Raw genomic sequence first — 19,932 nt, 5'->3', positions numbered from 1 at the left:
CCACGCCATTATGTATTCTGTGTTAAGAGATCTGCTGTTTAGTTTAGATGCCGAACGTTCTCACGATTTTAGTTTGGCGTTTCTAAAGGCCAGCCAGCGTAATCTGCTGAATCGCATCTATGCGCAGCACGTACCGGAAAAGCCTGTGGAATTGCTTGGGCTGACTTTTCGCAATCCCTTAGGCTTGGCCGCCGGCCTGGATAAAAACGGCGAGTGTATTGATGCGTTTGCCGCCATGGGCTTTGGTTTTATTGAGGTTGGTACCGTAACGCCACGGCCACAACTGGGCAACGACAAGCCTCGCTTGTTTCGCTTGCCCCAGTCCCAGGCCATCATCAACCGAATGGGCTTTAACAATAAAGGCGTGGATTATCTGGTCGAGCAGGTCAAAAGGGCAGAGTACAAAGGGGTGCTTGGCATTAACATCGGCAAGAATAAGGTAACACCGGAAGAACAGGCTCTGGACGATTATCTGCACTGCCTGGACAAGGTTTATGCTCATGCCAGCTATGTAACAATCAATATCTCATCACCGAATACGCCAGGGTTACGGAACCTGCAATATGGCGAAGCGCTGGACAATTTATTGAATGGCTTAAAACAGCGTCAACAACAACTTAGCGATCAGCACGGTAAATATGTACCTGTGCTGGTAAAAATTGCTCCTGATCTCAGCGATGAAGAGATTATTGATATTGCCCGCTCATTAGTACAAACCGGCATGGATGGGGTAATAGCAACGAATACCACCTTGGATCGCAAGTTGGTGGAAGGGCAGGAGCATGCCAATGAAGCCGGGGGGTTAAGTGGTTCACCGCTCACTCAGGTCAGCTTGCAGGTTACACAAAAACTCAGCAAGGCATTAGATGGTGCCATGCCGATTATCGGGGTAGGGGGGATAGATTCTCCGCACGCAGCTAAAGCGCGGATCGCGGCGGGATCAGATCTGATCCAGATATACTCCTCACTGATCTATCAAGGGCCGGATTTGATCAAAGAGATCCTCGAATCCTTATAAAGATCCAGCGCGGATCCCACGCGTCTATGCGGATAAATTATTAATAAAATTAACCGCTTGGATGTAGGTTATTAATATAAGGCGGCGTCATTTGGCCGCCTTTGTTAACTAACCAAAAAGGGACCTTTCTGATGCTGCAACCTGATAGCAACTGGCGCTGGTATTACGACCATCAGCACGACCGCCTGGCGCTGTTGCTGGGCGACATGCTGTTCCTGACCCCTTATCGTACTAAGCATCTGGCCTATGCATTGGACGAGCAAGAATCCTTTGACCTTCAGGATCTGGAAGTCTACAGCCAGGTGGCCAATCAGCTTGAGCATTGCCCGCTTAGGCTCAGCGCCGCTCAACAAACACAACTCGCCATAAATGTCTGTGCTACGCAGCGCTTCCATAAACCCTTAATGCCAAAAAGTTGGTTCTTCGATCGCCACCAGCAGGGCGGACATCATCATCGACTGGCCTGGCTAACTTGCGGTGAGCAGCGCGCCAAAGTGTGGGTAGTCGAGGATAACCAAAGTAGTTGCCTGTGTTTATTGCTTGATGACCAGTTACCACTGACTAATGGCAAAGCACTGGGACAGTTTGAAGCGATTCGGGTTATGTTGGATTGTCTTGAACCTTGTTTTGAGCAGCAGCCCCTGCGTAAGCTCGCCTGATCAGCACGACAGGGGCGAATAAATTGCTTCCTACTTTGGGCGGGCACCGTCTTTATCTTCGCCATATCATTCCTTCTGACGTTGATGCACTGCTTGGTGTTTATGCTGACCCTAAGACAATGCGTTTTGCCGCTGATCCCGTATTTACCGATACCACTATGATGCAAAAGATGCTGCAAAGCGTTGCTTGTTTGTATGCTAGCGGCGAGTCTTTTGAATGGGCGATAGTGTTAAAAGAATCCGGGTTGCTAATAGGCACCTGCGGATTGCACAGTTTTAATACGGCACGTAATCAGTGTGAAGTAGGGTGTCTGTTAGGATCGGCATATTGGGGAAAAGGATTGATGCAAGAGGCCCTGAGCACGCTTATACCCTATGCCAGGGAAATAGGTATTCAGCGTTTACTGGCCGATATTGATCAACAGAATCTTCAGGCCCGACGCTTTTTCATCAAGCAAGGCTTTCAACTGCAGGGCGATAACGGCTTCTGGCTTGCGCTTGTGTAACACCACATTCGCTTATTGACCGGCAGAACCTTATTGTTAAACGGACAAATTGATCCATACAAAGTCTGACTTTTCCCTTATAATCCCAGCCTTTAATTTTACTCTGGTCCGGCATGTACGCATTTGTCATCACCACTTCCAAGGGCTTAGACGATCTCCTGGCGCAGGAAATTGCTCAGCTCTGTCCGCATTTGTCACTTAAAAATAAACCAGGTCAGATCCTGTTTGATGGTGAATTGAACGATGCCTATCGCATTTGCCTGTGGTCACGTCTGGCCAATCGCGTGCTGGTTAGGTTGGCAGAAGGTGATTGTCAGGACGCAGAGCAGCTGTATAAAGTCGCATCCAGTGTGAATTGGTCTGCACAATTTAATGTCACCGATAGTTTTGTGGTGGATTTCGTCGGTACCAGCAAGGCCATCAATAATAGTCAGTTTGGCGCGCTAAAAGTCAAAGACGCGGTGGTGGATCAGTTCCAGGAGCTGTTTGAGCGGCGTCCCAACGTCAGTAAAGACAGCCCGGCTATTCGTATTCACTGCCGTTTATGGCGCGACAAAATCGGGGTTTATCTGGATTTAAGCGGCGCCAGTTTGCACCAGCGCCATTATCGTTTAAAAGCGGGCAGCGCGCCGGTTAAGGAACATATCGCGGCGGCTATGCTGTATCGCAGTGGCTGGGCGGCAAATCGCCAGGCACCTCTGGCTGATCCCATGTGTGGGGCAGGCACTATTGTGATTGAAGCGGCCTTGATGGCGGCCAATCAAGCCGCGGGTCTGCTGCGCAATCAATGGGGATTCACTTACTGGAAAAAGCACCAGGCGGACGTCTGGCAAGGCTTGTTTGATGAAGCTGAGCGGGCAGTGACCAGCCCGGCCCGTCAGTTTTATGCTAATGATATTGACCCTGCCATGGTGCAATTGGCAAAACAAAACGCCGGGGCTGCTGGGGTTGCTGAGCTTATTCAATTCTCTACCGGCGATGCCAGTACCTGGCAATGTCCGGGTGAACCCGGTTACCTGGTCAGTAACCCACCTTATGGTGAGCGTTTGGGTGAACTGACGGAATTGTTACCCCTGTTTAACGACTGGGGATTGCAACTAAAGCGTCATTATGCCAACTGGCACTTGTCTATTCTGACCTCCAACCGTGACTTACTGCGCCAGCTTAAACTGGTGGCAGGCAAGGAATACCAGATCATCAACGGTAAGCTGGAATGCCAGTTAGTCAATTTTGTGCTGGATGAGAAAAACTGTGAGATTCGTGAGTCTTCTGCCGCTGCGGGTCAGGATTTTGCCAATCGCTTATCCAAGAATATGCAAAAGCTCAAAGGGTGGATTAAGCAATTAGACAGCGATTGCTACCGGGTCTATGACGCGGATTTACCTGAGTACAATATGGCCATCGACCGCTATGGCGATTGGGTGGTGGTGCAGGAATACGCCGCGCCTAAGAATATTCCCGAGAGCAAAACCCGTAAACGCCTGATGGATGCCATGCTGCATTTGCCTAAGATTCTTGGGGTGGGCCATGACAAGATCGTGCTTAAGGTGCGCCAGCAACAAAAAGGCAAAGAGCAATACGAAAAGCTGTCCAGCGACAAAGAGTACATCCAGGTTTGGGAACACGGCGCGCGCTTTTGGGTCAACCTGAAAGATTATCTGGATACCGGCTTGTTCCTCGACCACAGAAGCACCCGCCAGTTGGTGCGTCAGTGGAGCAAGGATAAAGACGTATTAAATTTGTTTGCCTACACAGGGTCGGTATCTGTGCATGCAGCGCTGGGCGGTGCCAAAAGTGTCACTACTGTGGATATGTCCCGTACCTATCTGGATTGGGCCAAGCGTAACTTCTCTTTGAATAAGCTGAATAACGTTTACCAGTTCCGCTTTCAGCAGGAAGATTGCCTGGCCTGGTTGCATACCCATCGCCAGCAATATGATCTGATCTTTATCGACCCGCCGTCGTTTTCCAATTCCAAGCGGATGCAAAATACCTGGGATGTGCAGCGGGATCACCTGAATCTGCTGGCCGATGCCAAGCAGTGCCTGCGAAAGGGCGGCAAAATTGTGTTCTCCAATAACCTGCGTCAGTTCAAATTGGATGAAGCAGGTTTAGCCGAGATGGGGCTGCAAGCTGAAAATATCAGCGCCAAGACCCTGCCGGAGGACTTTAAACGTAATCCAAAAATTCATCATTGCTGGGTGATTACCCATGCCAACTGATTTGATTTTGTACGGTACCATCGCCTGTCATCTTTGCGAGGAAGCCGAAGCGCTGGTATTGCAGACTGCCCCAGAGCTAAGCCTGACCAAGGTAGATATAGTGGACGATGAACAGTTATTCGCCACTTACCGCTACAGTATTCCTGTGCTGAAAGACCGCCAGGGCAGGGAGCTTTTCTGGCCTTTTGATGCCAACGCTTTAAAAGAGTTTTTATCTTGAGTTTGTTACAACTAAAAAATGCCCAACTGTCCTTCGGTACCCATGTACTGCTGGACAAGGCGGAGCTGGTGATTCAACCGGCAGAGCGACTGTGTTTGGTGGGCCGCAATGGCTGTGGAAAATCCACCTTACTGAAAATTATCAATGACGAGATGCAGCTCGATGACGGGCAGCGTATTGTGACTGGCGGCATTGTGATTGCCCGCCTGGAGCAAGACCCGCCGCTTTTGGCCGAACAAAGTATCTTTGACTACGTGGCAGAAGGTTTAGCGGAGTCTGGCGAGCTGCTTAAGGCGTATTTCCATCATACTCATTTAGTGGCGCAGGACCCATCGGATGCCAATCTGAATAAACTGGAGCGTTTGCAGTCTGAGCTTGAGAGCCTGGATGCCTGGCGATTGGAGCAACGCATTGAGCAGGTACTCAATCAGTTATCCTTGCCAGCAGAACAGCCTTTATCGTCCTTGTCAGGTGGGTGGCGCAGAAAGGCCGCCCTGGCACGCGCCTTGGTGACCGATCCAGATATTTTGTTGCTGGATGAGCCGACTAACCACCTGGACATCGCCAGTATCCAATGGTTGGAAAAGGTATTGGTGGATTTTAAAGGCACTGTGGTGTTTGTCAGCCATGACCGGGCCTTTATCCGTGCCATTGCCACTCGTATCATTGATTTGGACCGTGGCTTTCTGGTCAGTTACCCGGGTAATTATCAGCAGTACCTGGATAAAAAGGCCGAAGATCTGCAAGTCGAAGCGACGCACAATGCGTTGTTTGATAAAAAGTTATCTGAAGAAGAGACGTGGATACGTCAAGGTATCAAGGCCCGTCGAACCCGTAATGAAGGGCGGGTCAGGGCGCTTAAGGCCTTGCGTAAAGAACATTCTGAGCGTCGTAACCGTCAGGGCACAGCCAAAGTCAGCCTGGCAGACAGTCAGGCCTCAGGTAAGCTGGTGTTTGAAGCTTTAGGCTTAAATTACCGTATCGAAGGCCAAACCATAGTAGATAACCTGGATTTGACGGTATTTCGTGGTGACAAGCTGGCATTAATCGGCCCTAATGGTTGTGGAAAAAGTACCCTGATCAAACTGCTGTTGGGGCAACTTGCCCCCGACAGTGGCAATGTGCGTATGGGCACGGCATTGGAGCTGGCGTATTTTGATCAACATCGTCAGGCGCTCAACCCTACGGATACGGTTATTGATGCTGTAGCAGAGGGTAAACAAGAAATTACCATTAATGGCCGCACTCGCCACGCGATCAGTTACTTACAGGATTATCTGTTCACACCCGATCGCGTTCGAGCGCCGGTCAGTTCATTATCCGGCGGTGAGCGCAACAGGTTATTGCTGGCCAAGTTACTGGCTAAGCCAAGCAATTTATTGATTCTGGACGAACCGACCAACGATCTTGATGTAGAAACCCTGGAACTGTTGGAAGAAACGCTGGCTCAATATCCGGGTACGGTCATTCTGGTCAGCCACGACCGGGAATTTGTGGATAATGTGGTAACCTCTTGTCTGTTTTTCGAAGGTGAGGGCAAGATTAGGGAGTTTGTTGGTGGTTATGCAGATGTAACGGCCTGGTATGCGCAACAAAATCAGGCTAAACAGGAAACTAAACCACAAAACACCAGTCAAACTGCTGCGCCAAAGGCTTCTGTCCAGAAAAACAAGAAGCTATCATACAAGCTGCAGTTGGAGCTTGAGCAGTTGCCCGCCCAAATTGAGGCACTGGAACTACAGATCCAGACATTGGAAAGCCAGGTTAATGACCCGGACTTCTTTAAGCAGGATCCCAATGAAACCGCCACCATGCTGGAACAGCTCACCCAGGCCCAACAGGCGCTGGAAACGGCGTTTGCCAGATGGGAAGAATTAGATAGTATGTCGTAGCACATGAGACAAGTGCTTGTAGTAAAACAGGAATTCAGATGAATACAAACAGGTTACTGCCACTTTCCGCCCTGAGTTTAGCCCTTATTAGCTCAGGCCTCTGGGCAGCTACATATGAAGTGGTACCACTGGCAACTGCCGATAAAGGCATTTATAGCTATGCCAATGGTATTAGTGCAGATGGCGAAGTGCTGCTGACTGTGCAATCACCCTACAATCCTCCTATCGATGTCAGTCTGCTGGATCTGGAAAATAACGAGGCGCTGGTTAATCTTCTGGAGGCCCCGGATGATGTGAAAAACGGCATCATCAGTAAAAAAGATCTGGTTGTGCTTTATTCCTATGTCGAGGGAAATAAAGGCAATCCACTTTTTCAGCAATTGGGTACTTACCTAGGGTATATCGCTGACCAAAATGGCAGTGAAGAAGTAACAGGATTTGATGTATTTGATACCGAACTTGGCAGATTCACCCGCAGTATCGATGTATCTCCCGGACGCCTGAACGCTGATGGTGCGATGGCCGGTATTAGCTCGGCCCCTTATCACAAGATTAACTACACCAATGAGTCTGATACCGAGCTGACGTATCTGATTCGTGATTTTAATCGTCGTGGTTTTGTTAGTATCAATGGACAGGTAAGCCCGTTGTTACCGGCTGATGTCACCTTAGGTGGGTACAGTGAAGCGCGCGGCATATCAGACAATTTGTGGGTAGCTGGGGTAAGCTCAATCGACAAGCGTGAAAGCCTGGATACGGCGATTGAAAACTGTAACGACGATGAAAAACGTGGCGACCATCCCATCGAATGGTGTCTGACGAGCGCCAGACCGGCTTTGGCCACCGTGGACTCTTACTACAAGAATCGTGCAACGCTGTGGAAAATTGATAATCAAGGAACAGTGCTTGACACTAAGACCTTTGATCTTCCTTTCACTCCTAAAGAAGATGACACCAATTTTTACTCCAATCGTGCCATGGACGTAAATAGCAATGGAATCGCAGTTGGGATCAGCCATGCCAGCTACCCGGACTATGAAGACGTTATTCGTAATTACGCCGCCGTGTATGCGGAAGACAAGACACTGATTATTGGTAATGAAGAGCGGTATAGCAGCTATACCCTAAGTCAGCAGCCGCTGCTGAGCGCGGCTACTGGCATTAATAACCATAATCAGGTGATTGGTTATACCCTCAAACTAATAAACGGCTTTGAACGCACCAAGTTTTTCGTTTATGACTTTGATGAACAAACCATGACCTATCCGGACGATTTCTTCCCTGGCTCAGCCAGTGTGGCCAGAGATATTAACGATGCAGGTCAGGTAGTGGGTGATGGAGAAGTAGAGTCTACTATCGGTGGCAGTGTCCGTCGTCGCAATGCGTTTTTATATGATATCAATGATAAACAGTTCCAGAATCTGAATGATCTGATTAGCTGCAATAGCCCTTACACCTTGGTGCAAGCCAATGCCATCAATGAGTCAGGTGAAATTGCTGCCACAGCAACGTACAAGCGTGCCTCTTTGGATATCACAGGTGAGCCTCAGTTAGATGATGCGGGTAACCAGATTATGGAAGAAGCGGTGGTTGCGGTGAAATTGGTGCCTGTTCCAGGTGGCGATATCGATGATTGCAGCGCCAGTGAAGATAAGGTTGAGCGTCAGGGCGCAGGATTCGGCTGGTGGCTGCTAGGGCTGCTCGGCGTAAGCGGATTGCTACGTCGCCGTTAATGACCCAATAGTTGCACCTGATTGATGACGATCGGGTGCAACGACTTCTTATCTACCAAGCTCGATTTTTCCAACCTTTTTACCCCTTGCGCCTTAACGCAGGGAATAATCATAAGTCTTGCCTTTCCTCTACACATCTTGTTATTGGCATTCACTTTGGGTGTTTTACGCCTTTTACCTTCGTCATTTTAATCAAAAATAACCGAACGCTTTGAAATCCCTTGTCAAATCAGCGTTATGCCTCACAGGTCAGTATATTCGTCTAATATGACAAAATGATGTAAGAAAAATTTCAACGAATATCATGCGCTTAACAGCATATGAAGAATAGGTGCGATAAGTGTCATTGAACCAAGCCGCAGAATTCGATATCACATAGGGGTGGTCGTTCGATCACACTTTAAATTACGGATGAGGTATCTAATGAAAAGACAGAAGAGAGATAAACTTTCACGTGCACACGCAAAAGGGTATCAAGCTGGCATCTCAGGTCGTTCCAAAGAAAATTGTCCTTATCAAACAACAGATTCCCGGTCTCAATGGTTAGGAGGTTGGCGGGCAGCGCAAGAAGATAGAAGTGTCGGGTTAGCAAACCGCTGACATTCAATTGAATTTGCCGCTTTTTCGCGGTCTCAACCATTAAAAAAGCCCCTGATATGGGGCTTTTGACGTTTTAAGTGCAGTTAGAAGTTGCTGGTGTCCTGGAACAGTCCAACCTTCAAATCTTTCGCTTCGTAAATCTTACGACCATCTACTTCAACACAACCATCAGCCATACCCATAAACAGCTTACGCTTGATTACACGCTTCATATCGATGCGATAGGTAACCTTCTTGGCGGTAGGCAGGATTTGGCCGGTAAACTTCACTTCCCCCACGCCCAGCGCGCGACCTTTACCCGGGCCGCCAGACCACCCAAGGAAAAAACCAACGAGTTGCCACATGGCGTCCAGTCCCAAACACCCAGGCATGACCGGGTCGCCAGGGAAGTGGCAGTCAAAAAACCACAGGTCCGGAGAAATATCCAGCTCAGCAATAATATGGCCTTTGTCAAACGCACCACCTTCCTCACTGATGCTGACAATTCTGTCCATCATCAGCATATTAGGGGCGGGGAGTTGGCTATTACCAGGACCGAATAAATCGCCGCGGCTACAAGCCAGCAAATCTTCTTTGGTAAAACTGTTTTTACTAATAGTCATAATTCACTTGAAGGTTAGTGCATAAATTTCGCGGCTTAATTTAGCGAACAGTTGTGCGCTAAACAACTCTGAACAGTCGTTTTATTATCAATAACCTATACCCTTGGCTTATAACCGGGGTATTTTCCGGGTAAACAGATGGATAACATTGCCCGGCCATTGAGCTTGGCGGACGAATAGCTGATACTGGCTCTCTTTTGTTTGACGATGTTGTTCCATGTCTGCTTCAAATATTAATGCCGAAAAACAACGCCGCTTCCGTGAGAGACAACGCCAGAAAGGCAATAAGGAAGTCAGGGGCTATGTCAGCCCCAAAGGTATGCACTGTTATAAAGAATTGTCGGAAAAAAGCGGCTGGACGGACGGTGAACTGTTGAATAATGCGTTACGCATAACCTATGCTGCTTACCGCTGCGGGCAGATTAAACTGCTGAATGAGTGGTTAAAAAGCAACGATTGTTAAGTTATTCCTTGGCTAGGGGCCTGTTATAGCCCCTCAGGCTGCCTCAGGGACGACAGTTAACCTGTCATCCTGTCCTACCTCCAAAATACGGCGCTGGCAGCGCAGACAGGCACTCAGTCCTCGTAACACCTGTTCCAGGGCAGCGGCATCGAGGTGCTGGCTGATACTGGTACGAATTAACCTGTGTCGCAGTTGCTGGTATGCCTGATTCAATGCCCGCCAGGGTTCATCTAATCCTTGCTCCATCTGCCGTTGCAGGTCGGCAAATTGCTGAACTTGTGCTAACCATTCCTGTATATCTTGCCTATATGCGGGGTTACTGAGGGCGTCTGCATGTTGAACAAACTCCGCATAAGACTCCAGTGCTGTTGCAAAGCCGTGTAAATCGGCCACGGCGGCTTCAAAGCCTTCACCCTGTAGCTCTGTCAGGGTATTGCGGCCAGCTTTATTGATAAAATCACGGGTTTCTTCCACACGTCCCAGCAAGCCATCGAGTTTGGTCTCTGTTGACGGCTGCTGTGGCAGCTCAAGGATGGCTAAGCGCAGCATGGCGACTTCTTTTGGCACGCCGCTTAGGGCCAGTTCAGGCACCGAGGCCAGGTTGGCATCCAAATGCGTATAGCGGGAAACACGACGAAACTTTTTCAGCAGCCAGGCTGACATTTTCGGTTCTATCGGTAACATCAGGAGTATACCAAGCAAATTAAAACCGGTGTGAAATAGCGCAAGGAACATCGGCATATGTTCGGGGGAGCCCAGCCAGTCGTTCAGTCCCCAGGTAAGAACGGGTAGCAGACACAGGGCAACCACGCCGGTAAGCAGGTTAAACAAGACATGCGCCATCACCAATCGTTTAGCCCCACTGGAGGCGCCCAGGCTAGCTAGCAAAGCGGTGGAAGTTGTGCCTATGTTGGCACCAATAACCGCGGCGGCAGCCAGCTCCCAATCGCCCATACCACTGGCTGAAGCGGTCAGGATGATGGCAATGGCGGCACTGGATGACTGAGTGAGGACAGTTAAGACGACACCAAGCCCCAATCCCACCAATATTGGGCTGTTGATCCATTGTGTGAGGGTTTGCGGGTCAAATTGTATAGCACTGAAACTGGCCTGCAGTGCATCAATGCCCATAAACAAAAGCCCGAAGCCCGCCAGCGCCATGCCCAGAGACTGCCCTCGTACTTTGGGCGAAAACACCTTAAGCAGGGCACCGATACCAATCAGTGGATAGGTTACTGCCGACATATTGAGCTTAAAGCCGATAAGGGTGACTAACCAGGCTGTCAGTGTGGTACCGACATTGCTACCGAAAATCACCCAAACCGACTGCGAGAAGCTCATCAAACCTGCATTAACAAAGCCGATCGTGGCAACCGTTACCGCACTGGATGACTGCACCAGGCCGGTCACCACAATACCGGCTATAAATCCACGCAGACGACTGCTTATCCATTTACCCAGCATATGTTCCAGGGCTTTGCCGCCAGCAATTTTCAACCCTTCGGTCATTAACCACATGCCAAGCAAAAATAAGCCAAGCGCACCCAACAGTTGCATCATGATTACGCCCTAAAACACCATGCTTTGATTTTTTTGCGGGATTTCAACCGCCAATTGTTGCTCCTGCCAGAGTTTATCTGCCAGTGCTTGTTGTGCCAGTGGTTCACCATGTACCAGCACCACTTTAGGCTGAGGTTTAAATTGACCTATCCACTTAATCAGGCCGGATTGACCTGCGTGGGCAGAGAAACCGCCGAGGGTTTCTATGCGGGCCTTGACCAGATAGGGCTCACCAAACAGTTTGATGTGCTTGGCGCCATCCACCAATACCCGCCCAAGTGTCCCCCGAGCCTGGAAGCCAACGAAGATAAGGGTATTGTTTTTATTCCAGATGCGCTGTTTGAAGTGATGACGAATGCGCCCACCGTTACACATGCCACTGCCGGCAATCACAATAGCACCACGAGCAATCTTGTTGATGGCCATGGAATCTTCCGGAGTGACGGCCATAAACAGGTTGGGCAGAAAATCTTCCAGCGGTTTGTGGTGATCTAAATGCAGATGTGCGGTGTCTTTAGGATCGAGCAGCTCAACCCACTTTTCATAAATGCGGGTTACTTCAATGGCCATGGGGCTATCGAGGAAAATCTGCCAATTGTCCAGTTTGCCTTGCTGATGCAGACAACCTAAGTAAAACAGCAATTCTTGCGTGCGCCCTACGGCGAAGGAGGGGATCATCACATTGCCGCCGCGTTGCCAGGTTTCAGCCAGAATACCCTCTAATTGCTGCAGGGTGTCATCTTCGTTTTTATGCTCACGATCACCATAGGTGCTTTCCATCAATACCAGGTTAGCGTGTTTAAGGTAACTGGGATCGTTCATCAGTACAGCATTGCGTTTACCTAAGTCGCCACTGAATACCAGACACTTGTTTTGGCCCCGCTCATTAAAAGTAATTTCAACAATTGACGAGCCAAGGATATGGCCGGCGTCGTGCAGACGAAGCTTGGCATTTGTGCCCAGCAACACCTGTTCGCAGTAATCCAAACCGACACAAAGGCTTAATGTATGCTCCACATCCTGCATGCGATATTGGGGTTTCAGTAACTTTTTGCCCTGACGCTTACGACGCAGATTTTCACGCTCTAAATCCCGTTCATACAAACCGGCGGAGTCTCGCAGCATAATATCTAACAGGTCGACGGTAGCTTGAGTGCAGTATATAGGGCCGTTAAAGCCTTGATTCACCAACTTTGGCAGCATACCTGAGTGATCAAGGTGGGCATGGGATAGCACCACGGCGTCTATGCTGTGGGGATTAAACTCAAAGTCTTCATTTTCAAGACGATCGATAATGTCGCCGCCTTGATGCATGCCGCAATCAAGCAGTACTTTGCCTATTTGTTCCGATTCAAGCAAATGGCAACTGCCGGTTACTTCCTGCGCTGCCCCTAAAAACTGAATTGTCGCCATGGATTCTTCCCTTCTTGTTTACTGGCTTTATCACAATGTAGCGTGAAATACCGCTGGCATGCTAGCGCATAAGACGGAATGACTGCTTGATGTGGATCAGAGGGAAGAGGTGGGCAGCTGACACAGCCAACTACCCGATTGTGGTTAGCGACGGATGACGGTTTCTTGCTGATTTAGTAACGAAATCATTGGATTGGCGGCAAGCACTTTGTCTTTCAGCCACCAGCCAATTAACAAGCCGGTAGCAAATCCGCCTAAATGGGCACCGTAGTCGACTTCAGTGTCTCCTAAAGCCATGCCGAGGATATTAAAGGCTACCCAAATGGCGAAGAACCAGACTGCCGAAAGCTTTTTCTGGAAAATCACAAACATAAAGGTCAGGCTGGCGTGGCGGAACCACATCAGGTACATACCAAATAACCCGGCTATGGCACCACTGGCACCCACTGAGGGAATATCGCTGCCACTTCTGACCAGTGCGCCCACGACGCTCGCAGCCAGGCCACACAATAAATAAAGTCCCAGATAGCGTTTATGCCCTAAGGCGTCTTCGAGGTTGTCGCCGACCACATACAAAAAGTACAGATTGCCTGCCAGATGCAGCAATGATCCATGCAAGAAAATGCAGGTCAGCAGGGTCCAGGCATGTTCTCCGGCTAATACCTGACTGGGTACGGCTGCCAGGTGCTCAAATGTCCAGATAAAGCTTTGCTCATCGAAATAGTAGAGAGCAAAAATCAATGCGTTGAGCAACAGCAATGTCCAATTGACCACAGGGCGGATACGCGGCTTAAGGTTATACTCCACCGGCATCTGCGACAGAAACTGAAAAAGGTAGGTTTTCCAGTTAATTTTCTCATTTAGTTTAGCCAGTGCGCTTTGCAGGGCGGGACTCTGCTGAACACCACGTAGTTCGCTGCGGTCAATCCAGCTACCGTCACAGGTATGACAATGGTCAATCTCGGCATGATAATCGGCCAATAAATGGTAACGCTGCAAAGATTGATGACAGTCCGGACAATTGAGTTCGCTGTCACCCAGATGTTTACCGAAGTGATCCGTATACTGACAGTCGGACACATCCTCATGCAGCTCGTTAATCATGCGGTTGACTTCATCCTTCTCAAACCACAATCCACCGCAAGCCTGGCAAACATCGATTTCGTCTGTTTTATAGCATGTGGGTGTGAGCATTTTGTCCTTACAACGAGGGCAGGGTTTAATCGGCACGATTTAGCTCCTTTAAACTACCAATCACTACACCTTCATCGGCCAGCGCTTGTTGCAGTGATTCTGCACTATGGGCTAATGCTGGCAATACATTTTGCTGCATATGATCGGTGAGAAGCTTTAATTGCTCACCAGCGTATGCCGCGCCTAAGTTGCGCTTTTCGGCCTTGTCCATCAATTGCCTGGACTTACCATAAAAGCGCCTGACTTCGGTCAGTATTTCACTGGGGGTCTCTAATGTGGCAGGGTGGTAGCGCATGGTCTCCCACACATAGAGATCCATGGGCGGCCGGTTGTCTTTGATGATTTGTAAAGCCGGGCTTTTTGCCAGCACTTCGGTGGCGTAGTGTTCTACTTCGCCTATGTTGTCTTTCAATTCTTCATAGAGAGACATTCTCAGGTAGTAGTTGTCTTCCATTTTAGAGTAAGTGTCAAAGGTCAAAGCCTGCTGTAAACCACTTTGAGCAGCGAGATAAACACCTACTATGGTGGAAACAATCATAAATACCTGATTAAGCCAAAAGCCGGTTTTGCGTAGCTCCTGATTATCCAGTGGAACTTTGCGATGAGAGGCCAATGAGGTGTCGGCGACCTGTACCGACTTTGCATCTGAATGGGACAAAACACACTTCCTGTCGTTAAAAAGGCGGCAATGGTAACGGAATAGCCAGGCGCTGATAAGCTACAACTAATTTCTATCGTTTTACCTGGCAGGATGGAAAGTTAAACCATAAACATGACCGTTTGGTTGACCAATAATTCACCATTTAACGCCTGTTTACACGCTTCTTTTTGTATTGAGCGATTCGTCTGAACGATGTTAAAGCTACGCGGATTTGTGATAGATCAAAACCCGATTGAAAGAGCTTTCGTACAATGCGGCCATGAAAAATAGAAAAGCAGAGACAGAATGCAAGGCTGGGATCCCAAACTAATTGCCAAATACAACATCAATGGACCGCGCTATACCTCTTATCCTACTGCGCTGGCATTGACCGATGAGTTCGATCTTGGCAAGGTGCAAGTGGCGATAGACGGTAGTCGCGATGATCTCAGTTTGTATATTCATATCCCGTTCTGTCACAAGCTTTGCTATTACTGCGGATGCAATAAGGTCATTACCCGTCACCAACATAAGGCAGACAACTATTTGGATGCCTTGGAGTTGGAAATGGCCTTGTATGAGCAAAAGTTGCAAGGTAAGCGTATCCATCAGATCCACTTAGGTGGTGGCACCCCAACATTTCTGACCAACAGCCAGTTAAGTCGTTTGTTGTTAGCGCTGCACAGACACTTTGATATAGCGGTGGATGCCGAGCTGAGCATTGAGATAGATCCCCGCAGTTGTAATGACGATAAACTGCGCCATTTACGCAAACTCGGCTTTGGTCGGGTTAGTTTTGGTGTGCAGGACTTAGACGAGAAAGTGCAGATTGCTATTAACCGGGTGCAGGAAACTGACTTAATTCGCCATCAGGTGGCACTGTGTCGGGAGCTTGGCTTTGCTTCAATAAACCTGGATTTGGTTTATGGTCTGCCTTATCAGCATCCAGAGAGCTTTGCCGAAACTCTGGCTGAGATTGTCAGACTAAGTCCGGATCGCATTTCCCTGTTTAGCTATGCACATCTGCCGGCACGTTTTGCTGCGCAGCGTAAAATTCCCGATGCCAGCTTGCCCACCTCTGCCACTAAGTTGGCGCTACTGCAGCAGTCTATCGAAGCCTTCGAGCAGGCCGGTTATCAATTTATTGGCATGGATCATTTTGCCAAACCTGATGATGAGCTGGCCAAAGCCCAGCAGCAGGGCAAGTTGCAGCGCAACTTCCAGGGCTATACCACCCATGGCCAGGATGCGCTGATTGGCTTAGGGGTGTCGTCTATCAGTCAGGTAAACGGTGTACTGTGGCAAAACGCCAAGGAGCTGCCAGCTTATTACGAAGCTATGCCGCAGCGCAGTTTACCGGTGCAAAAAGGCTTCAGTTTATGTGATGACGACAAGATGCGCGCAGCACTGATTAGCCAGCTTATCTGTCATTTTAATTTGGATATTCCAGCGTTTTGCCAAACCTGGCAGTTGGCTGATTTTTGGCGCACCTTTGCAGATGCCTATGACAGCCTTCGTCCTTTTATCGATGACGGTTTAGTGCGTGTTACTGACAGCCAGCTCGAAGTTTTACCTAAGGGCAGATTCTGGGTGCGCAGTATTTGCGCCTGTTTTGACGCCTACCTGCAGCAAGGACAAATGCGCTACTCCAAGGTGGTGTAACGGAATAACGATAATAACTAAGTCAACATCAGGAAAATTTCGGCCCGCCTTGCGGGCCGCTTGTTTTAAAAGGGCTGAATGCTGACTTGCTCACCCGTTGTGACATAACCGCGCTGTTGCTCCAGCACAATATAACAGTTGGCGTTGGCAATACTGGTCAGCACTCCAGAGCCCTGATTACCAGTGCTTTTAACTAACAACTCACCGTTTTCATCCTGCCAAAACCAACCGCGCTGCAAATCCATCCGGCCTGGACGCTTTTTCAGATTATCCGCGGCTTTTGCCAGCAGTCTAACTTGGGTGTTTTGAATCTGACCTGACAGGTTGGCCAGGGCAGGGCGAACCAGTTGATCGAAGGTGACGAAAGCCGAGACGGGGTTGCCGGGCAGGCCGAAAAACACGCATTCACCTAAGTTACCGAAGGCAAAGGGTTTGCCTGGCTTAATGGCCAGCTTCCAAAAGCCAATTTGGCCAAGCTCAGCCAGAATCTCTTTGGTAAAATCGGCTTCGCCTACCGACACCCCGCCTGAGCTAATTAGTACATCACACTCTGCGGCTGCCTGGCTTAATGCCAGACGCAGGGCCTGTTTGCTATCCGGCACTATGCCAAGATCCAGCACCTCAATGCCCAGTTGACTCAGTTGGGCACGAAGCACCGCGCGATTGCTGTCAAATATCTGCCCTTCTTTGAGCTTGCCACCCGGTGCCACTAACTCATCGCCGGATGACATAATGGCCACCTTAAGTGGTGTATAGATGCTGACCTCTGCAATACCTAATGAGGCCAAAAGACCTAAGTCCACGGCGCGAATAAGATGACCTTTGGCCAACAGCACTTGTCCTTGACGGATATCTTCCCCAGCGCGGCGAATATTGCTGCCGGTGTCGGGTTTGTTTAAAAAACGTATGTTGGTATCGTTCGCCTCAACCTGTTCTTGCATCACCACCGCATCTGCACCAGTGGGAATGACTGCACCTGTCATAATGCGCACGGTTTCACCAGCCAGCAGTTCGCCTCTAAAAGGCGCGCCGGCAAAACTACTGCCGGTTAATGTCAAACTGTCAGTGGTTTGTAAATCTGCGGCACGAACGGCATAGCCGTCCATCGACGAATTGTCATGGGGCGGAATATTCAGCTCGGCAATCACATCTTCTGCCAATACAGCGCCCAGGGCGCTCTCCAGCGCTACTTTTTGCACCTTTTGGCGGCAGGTCAGTGATGCATGCATCTGCGCTAGCGCCTGCTCAACGGGCAGCAAGGCCGGAGCCTGATAGCAAGGTGAGGGCTCCTCAGGGTGATGTGACATAATGTTCTCCTACTATTCCAATGGCTTAAGGGTAACCAGTTAGCGCATTGAAGCCAATACAACCAAAGGAATAGAAAAGGGATGATGGTAAAAGATTTCGTTGCGGCTATGCCGGGAATGTAAAAAGCCGGCGCTAGACCGGCTTAATCATAGGCTTAGAATCGATAATCCACTTTGGCCCACAGAGTGCGCCCCGGTTCGTGGACACGACCACTAACCACATAGCCAGGGATATCCGCGGCACTTTTGCTGAGGTATTCCTGGTATTGTTTATCCAGCAAATTATCGATACCCAGACTCACCTGCCACTGGCTATTGGGCTGCCACATGGCATTGGCTGACAGTACACCAAAGCCAGCGGTAGGCAGGGTATCCAGGCCTACAATGGTGCCCTGGTTTTGCGCCACCTTATCCTGACGCTGCACCAAACGCCACAGCGCCCCCAATTGCCAGTCCTGCCACTGATAGGCTGTGCTTAACCGCAGCTCCACCGGGGGTTGCTGAGCAAGGGCAACATTATCACTATCATTGCTACCACGACTGACGGCCAAACTCGACTCCACACGCCACTGAGTAGTAACTTGCCAGGTCAGACTGGCCTCGCCGCCAAAGGTATGGGCGTCGATATTACGCACGGTTTCCGGCAGCATTGGATTGTGCTTATCCAGCAAAATAAAATCACTGATGTCGGCGTAATAGCCCGACAAGCTTAGCCGTATATCCTGCCAGTTGCGGATCCAACCTATATCCAACTGATGGGTAATTTCTGCCTCGGTGTTAAAGGCCGACGCGCTATTTTCACCGCCGCGGTTATTACCCAGTAATTCCCAATAGTCTGGGAAACGTGCCGCCCGGCCAATACCAGCATACCAGGTCTGATTGTCGCTTTGCTGCTCCATACGCACAAAGCCGCTGGTCAGGGTATCGGAGCGTTTTTGCCCATAGCTGGGGTTAGGTATGGTCATCATCATGGTTTTACGCAAACTCATGCGACTATCCTTTGCTTGCCAGTCATCCAGCCGCACACCGCCATGCAGGCTCAGGTTGTCTGAATAAGCGTAACTAAGCTCGGTAAACAGGCCCCATTGCTCGAAGCGACCATCTTCCACATAAGGCTTATCCTGATAAGGCATCATAGGCTGATTCATGCTCATGCGGTTGCGGTGGGTATTTTGGCTGGCATCCAGGCCGACTTTAGCCTGTAGCTTGCCAAAGGCCAGATCGGCCTGAATACGGCCGCCGCGGTTATAGCGATCCGGGTTCATGGCGGCTGGCGTTGGCATCATCATACTGGGGGTAAAGTCACGCAGGCTGTAATTATCCATCACATGATCTACATGGTTGAAATACAACTGGCCTTCCAGGCGGGTTAACCAATCGGCGAGGTTATCTTTACGGCCTTTTAAGCTTAACTGGCGACGGTCGAACAATGAGCCATCCATAGTGCGGTCCGCATAGGCAGCTTCGCCATCACTGCTACCCAGACTTAGCATCAACAGACTATCGGCATCTGGGGTCCAGGCCAACTCAGCATTGGCGCTCCAGCGATCATAATGGCTGTTAATTTCATTTCCTTCACCGTCCTTATAGTTGTCCGCTTTGGCTTTGGCGGCATTTACTCTGACAAAGCCACTGGTGTTGCCCAGGGTCATATCGGTGTTTATTTCGCGGCGTCCGGCACTGGCAAGGGTCAGGCTGGTGTCGGTGGTAAAGCCGCTTTCACTTAGCTGATAGCTGTTACGCTCGAACAGCACGGTGGCATTGGCTGGCAGATGCAACACCGATTGGGGGCCCTTGATCACCCTGATTTGGTCGAAACTTTGTGGCGATAAATAAGCTGTAGGCGGGTCCATACGACTGCTACAGCCGCCAAACAGCAGGTTGCCGTCGTTTAAAATGGTCAGCCGTGACGCAGCCATGCCTCTGAAGACCGGATCGCCGCTGGCCCCGCCTTTACGTACCATAGAAAAGCCCGGAATGGTTTTCAGATAATCGGCACCGTCGTGGGCTGGCAAGGGCTGGCGCGGCTGCTTGGCATCTGTGATTACCTGGTTGGGTAGGCTAAGAGCTTCGCCACTGACGATAATAGTTTCTAACTCGTCATTTTGTTGTGCTTGTTCGCCGTAGGAAAGCGCAGAGAAAAGGGCCAGGCTCAGAGCGCTGACAGCAAAAGTGGTGTGTTTTTTCATTGTTTGATCCCGTTTACATAGGGGCACGCTGGCCTAAGCCAAAGGCCCAAAG

17 protein-coding genes are annotated in these 19,932 nt (G+C 49.7%); 10 read left to right on the top strand and 7 right to left on the bottom strand.

The window, feature by feature from the left end:
- Window positions 1-10: 10 nt before the first annotated feature.
- The 8 genes from pyrD to rmf all read left to right on the top strand — a co-directional run bounded on the left by pyrD (window position 11) and on the right by rmf (window position 8,850).
- On the top strand, window positions 11-1,018 hold the full coding sequence (gene pyrD / locus J0A65_RS11840) for a quinone-dependent dihydroorotate dehydrogenase (protein ID WP_206594398.1): 1,008 nt from the start codon (window positions 11-13) through the stop codon (window positions 1,016-1,018).
- 131 nt (window positions 1,019-1,149) lie between these two features.
- Window positions 1,150-1,677 carry a cell division protein ZapC domain-containing protein gene (locus tag J0A65_RS11835; RefSeq protein ID WP_206594397.1) on the top strand — a complete coding sequence of 176 codons (528 nt, stop codon included), beginning with the start codon at window positions 1,150-1,152 and terminating at the stop codon, window positions 1,675-1,677.
- Between the two features lie 23 nt (window positions 1,678-1,700).
- On the top strand, window positions 1,701-2,183 hold the full coding sequence (locus tag J0A65_RS11830; protein WP_206594396.1) for a GNAT family N-acetyltransferase: 483 nt from the start codon (window positions 1,701-1,703) through the stop codon (window positions 2,181-2,183).
- A gap of 113 nt (window positions 2,184-2,296) precedes the next feature.
- Window positions 2,297-4,405 carry a bifunctional 23S rRNA (guanine(2069)-N(7))-methyltransferase RlmK/23S rRNA (guanine(2445)-N(2))-methyltransferase RlmL gene (gene rlmKL, locus J0A65_RS11825; protein ID WP_206594395.1) on the top strand — a complete coding sequence of 703 codons (2,109 nt, stop codon included), beginning with the start codon at window positions 2,297-2,299 and terminating at the stop codon, window positions 4,403-4,405.
- Window positions 4,395-4,625: a glutaredoxin family protein gene (locus J0A65_RS11820; RefSeq protein WP_206594394.1), complete on the top strand. Its 231-nt coding sequence runs from the start codon at window positions 4,395-4,397 to the stop codon at window positions 4,623-4,625. Before rlmKL ends, J0A65_RS11820 begins: the two co-directional genes overlap by 11 nt.
- On the top strand, window positions 4,622-6,517 hold the full coding sequence (uup, locus tag J0A65_RS11815; RefSeq protein ID WP_206594393.1) for an ATP-binding cassette ATPase Uup: 1,896 nt from the start codon (window positions 4,622-4,624) through the stop codon (window positions 6,515-6,517). The genes J0A65_RS11820 and uup overlap by 4 nt, the downstream gene beginning before the upstream one ends.
- A 38-nt stretch (window positions 6,518-6,555) precedes the next feature.
- The gene (locus tag J0A65_RS11810) at window positions 6,556-8,250 is read left to right on the top strand and encodes a DUF3466 family protein (protein ID WP_206594392.1); all 1,695 of its coding nucleotides are present in this window, start codon (window positions 6,556-6,558) and stop codon (window positions 8,248-8,250) included.
- Window positions 8,251-8,673: 423 nt separating this feature from the next.
- Complete coding sequence (gene rmf / locus J0A65_RS11805; RefSeq protein WP_188694402.1) at window positions 8,674-8,850, top strand: ribosome modulation factor; 177 nt, start codon at window positions 8,674-8,676, stop codon at window positions 8,848-8,850.
- 83 nt (window positions 8,851-8,933) lie between these two features.
- Here rmf and fabA read toward each other — a convergent pair whose 3' ends face one another.
- Window positions 8,934-9,452 carry a 3-hydroxyacyl-[acyl-carrier-protein] dehydratase FabA gene (gene fabA / locus J0A65_RS11800; RefSeq protein WP_206594391.1) on the bottom strand — a complete coding sequence of 173 codons (519 nt, stop codon included), beginning with the start codon at window positions 9,450-9,452 and terminating at the stop codon, window positions 8,934-8,936.
- 217 nt (window positions 9,453-9,669) lie between these two features.
- Between fabA and J0A65_RS11795 the strand changes: the two genes are divergently transcribed.
- A complete protein-coding gene (locus tag J0A65_RS11795; RefSeq protein ID WP_206594390.1) occupies window positions 9,670-9,915 on the top strand; it encodes a hypothetical protein in 246 nt (81 codons plus the stop codon).
- Between the two features lie 33 nt (window positions 9,916-9,948).
- On the opposite strand, the gene J0A65_RS11790 is transcribed toward J0A65_RS11795, so the two are convergent.
- From J0A65_RS11790 to J0A65_RS11775, 4 genes are all read right to left on the bottom strand, one after another.
- Window positions 9,949-11,475, bottom strand: coding sequence for a Na/Pi symporter (locus tag J0A65_RS11790; protein ID WP_206594389.1), 1,527 nt, complete (start codon window positions 11,473-11,475; stop codon window positions 9,949-9,951).
- 9 nt (window positions 11,476-11,484) lie between these two features.
- On the bottom strand, window positions 11,485-12,888 hold the full coding sequence (locus J0A65_RS11785) for an MBL fold metallo-hydrolase RNA specificity domain-containing protein (protein ID WP_206594388.1): 1,404 nt from the start codon (window positions 12,886-12,888) through the stop codon (window positions 11,485-11,487).
- A 144-nt stretch (window positions 12,889-13,032) separates the two neighbouring features.
- Window positions 13,033-14,118: a rhomboid family intramembrane serine protease gene (locus J0A65_RS27825; RefSeq protein ID WP_206594387.1), complete on the bottom strand. Its 1,086-nt coding sequence runs from the start codon at window positions 14,116-14,118 to the stop codon at window positions 13,033-13,035.
- Complete coding sequence (locus J0A65_RS11775) at window positions 14,108-14,740, bottom strand: hypothetical protein (RefSeq protein ID WP_232849908.1); 633 nt, start codon at window positions 14,738-14,740, stop codon at window positions 14,108-14,110. The genes J0A65_RS27825 and J0A65_RS11775 overlap by 11 nt, the downstream gene beginning before the upstream one ends.
- A gap of 288 nt (window positions 14,741-15,028) precedes the next feature.
- On the opposite strand from J0A65_RS11775, the gene hemN reads away from it, so the two are divergent.
- Window positions 15,029-16,384: an oxygen-independent coproporphyrinogen III oxidase gene (gene hemN, locus J0A65_RS11770; protein ID WP_206594386.1), complete on the top strand. Its 1,356-nt coding sequence runs from the start codon at window positions 15,029-15,031 to the stop codon at window positions 16,382-16,384.
- A 65-nt stretch (window positions 16,385-16,449) separates the two neighbouring features.
- Here hemN and moeA read toward each other — a convergent pair whose 3' ends face one another.
- On the bottom strand, window positions 16,450-17,691 hold the full coding sequence (gene moeA, locus J0A65_RS11765; RefSeq protein WP_206594385.1) for a molybdopterin molybdotransferase MoeA: 1,242 nt from the start codon (window positions 17,689-17,691) through the stop codon (window positions 16,450-16,452).
- A 155-nt stretch (window positions 17,692-17,846) separates the two neighbouring features.
- Window positions 17,847-19,880 (bottom strand): TonB-dependent copper receptor, encoded by a 2,034-nt coding sequence (locus tag J0A65_RS11760; RefSeq protein WP_206594384.1) that lies wholly within the window; start codon window positions 19,878-19,880, stop codon window positions 17,847-17,849.
- Window positions 19,881-19,932 lie beyond the last annotated feature (52 nt).

The organism is Bowmanella yangjiangensis (assembly GCF_017255015.1).
GTDB classification, from domain to species: Bacteria; Pseudomonadota; Gammaproteobacteria; order Enterobacterales; family Alteromonadaceae; genus Bowmanella; species Bowmanella yangjiangensis.
The sequence above is the reverse complement of the archived record's forward strand: the minus strand, read 5'-3'. Positions and strand labels throughout refer to the sequence as shown.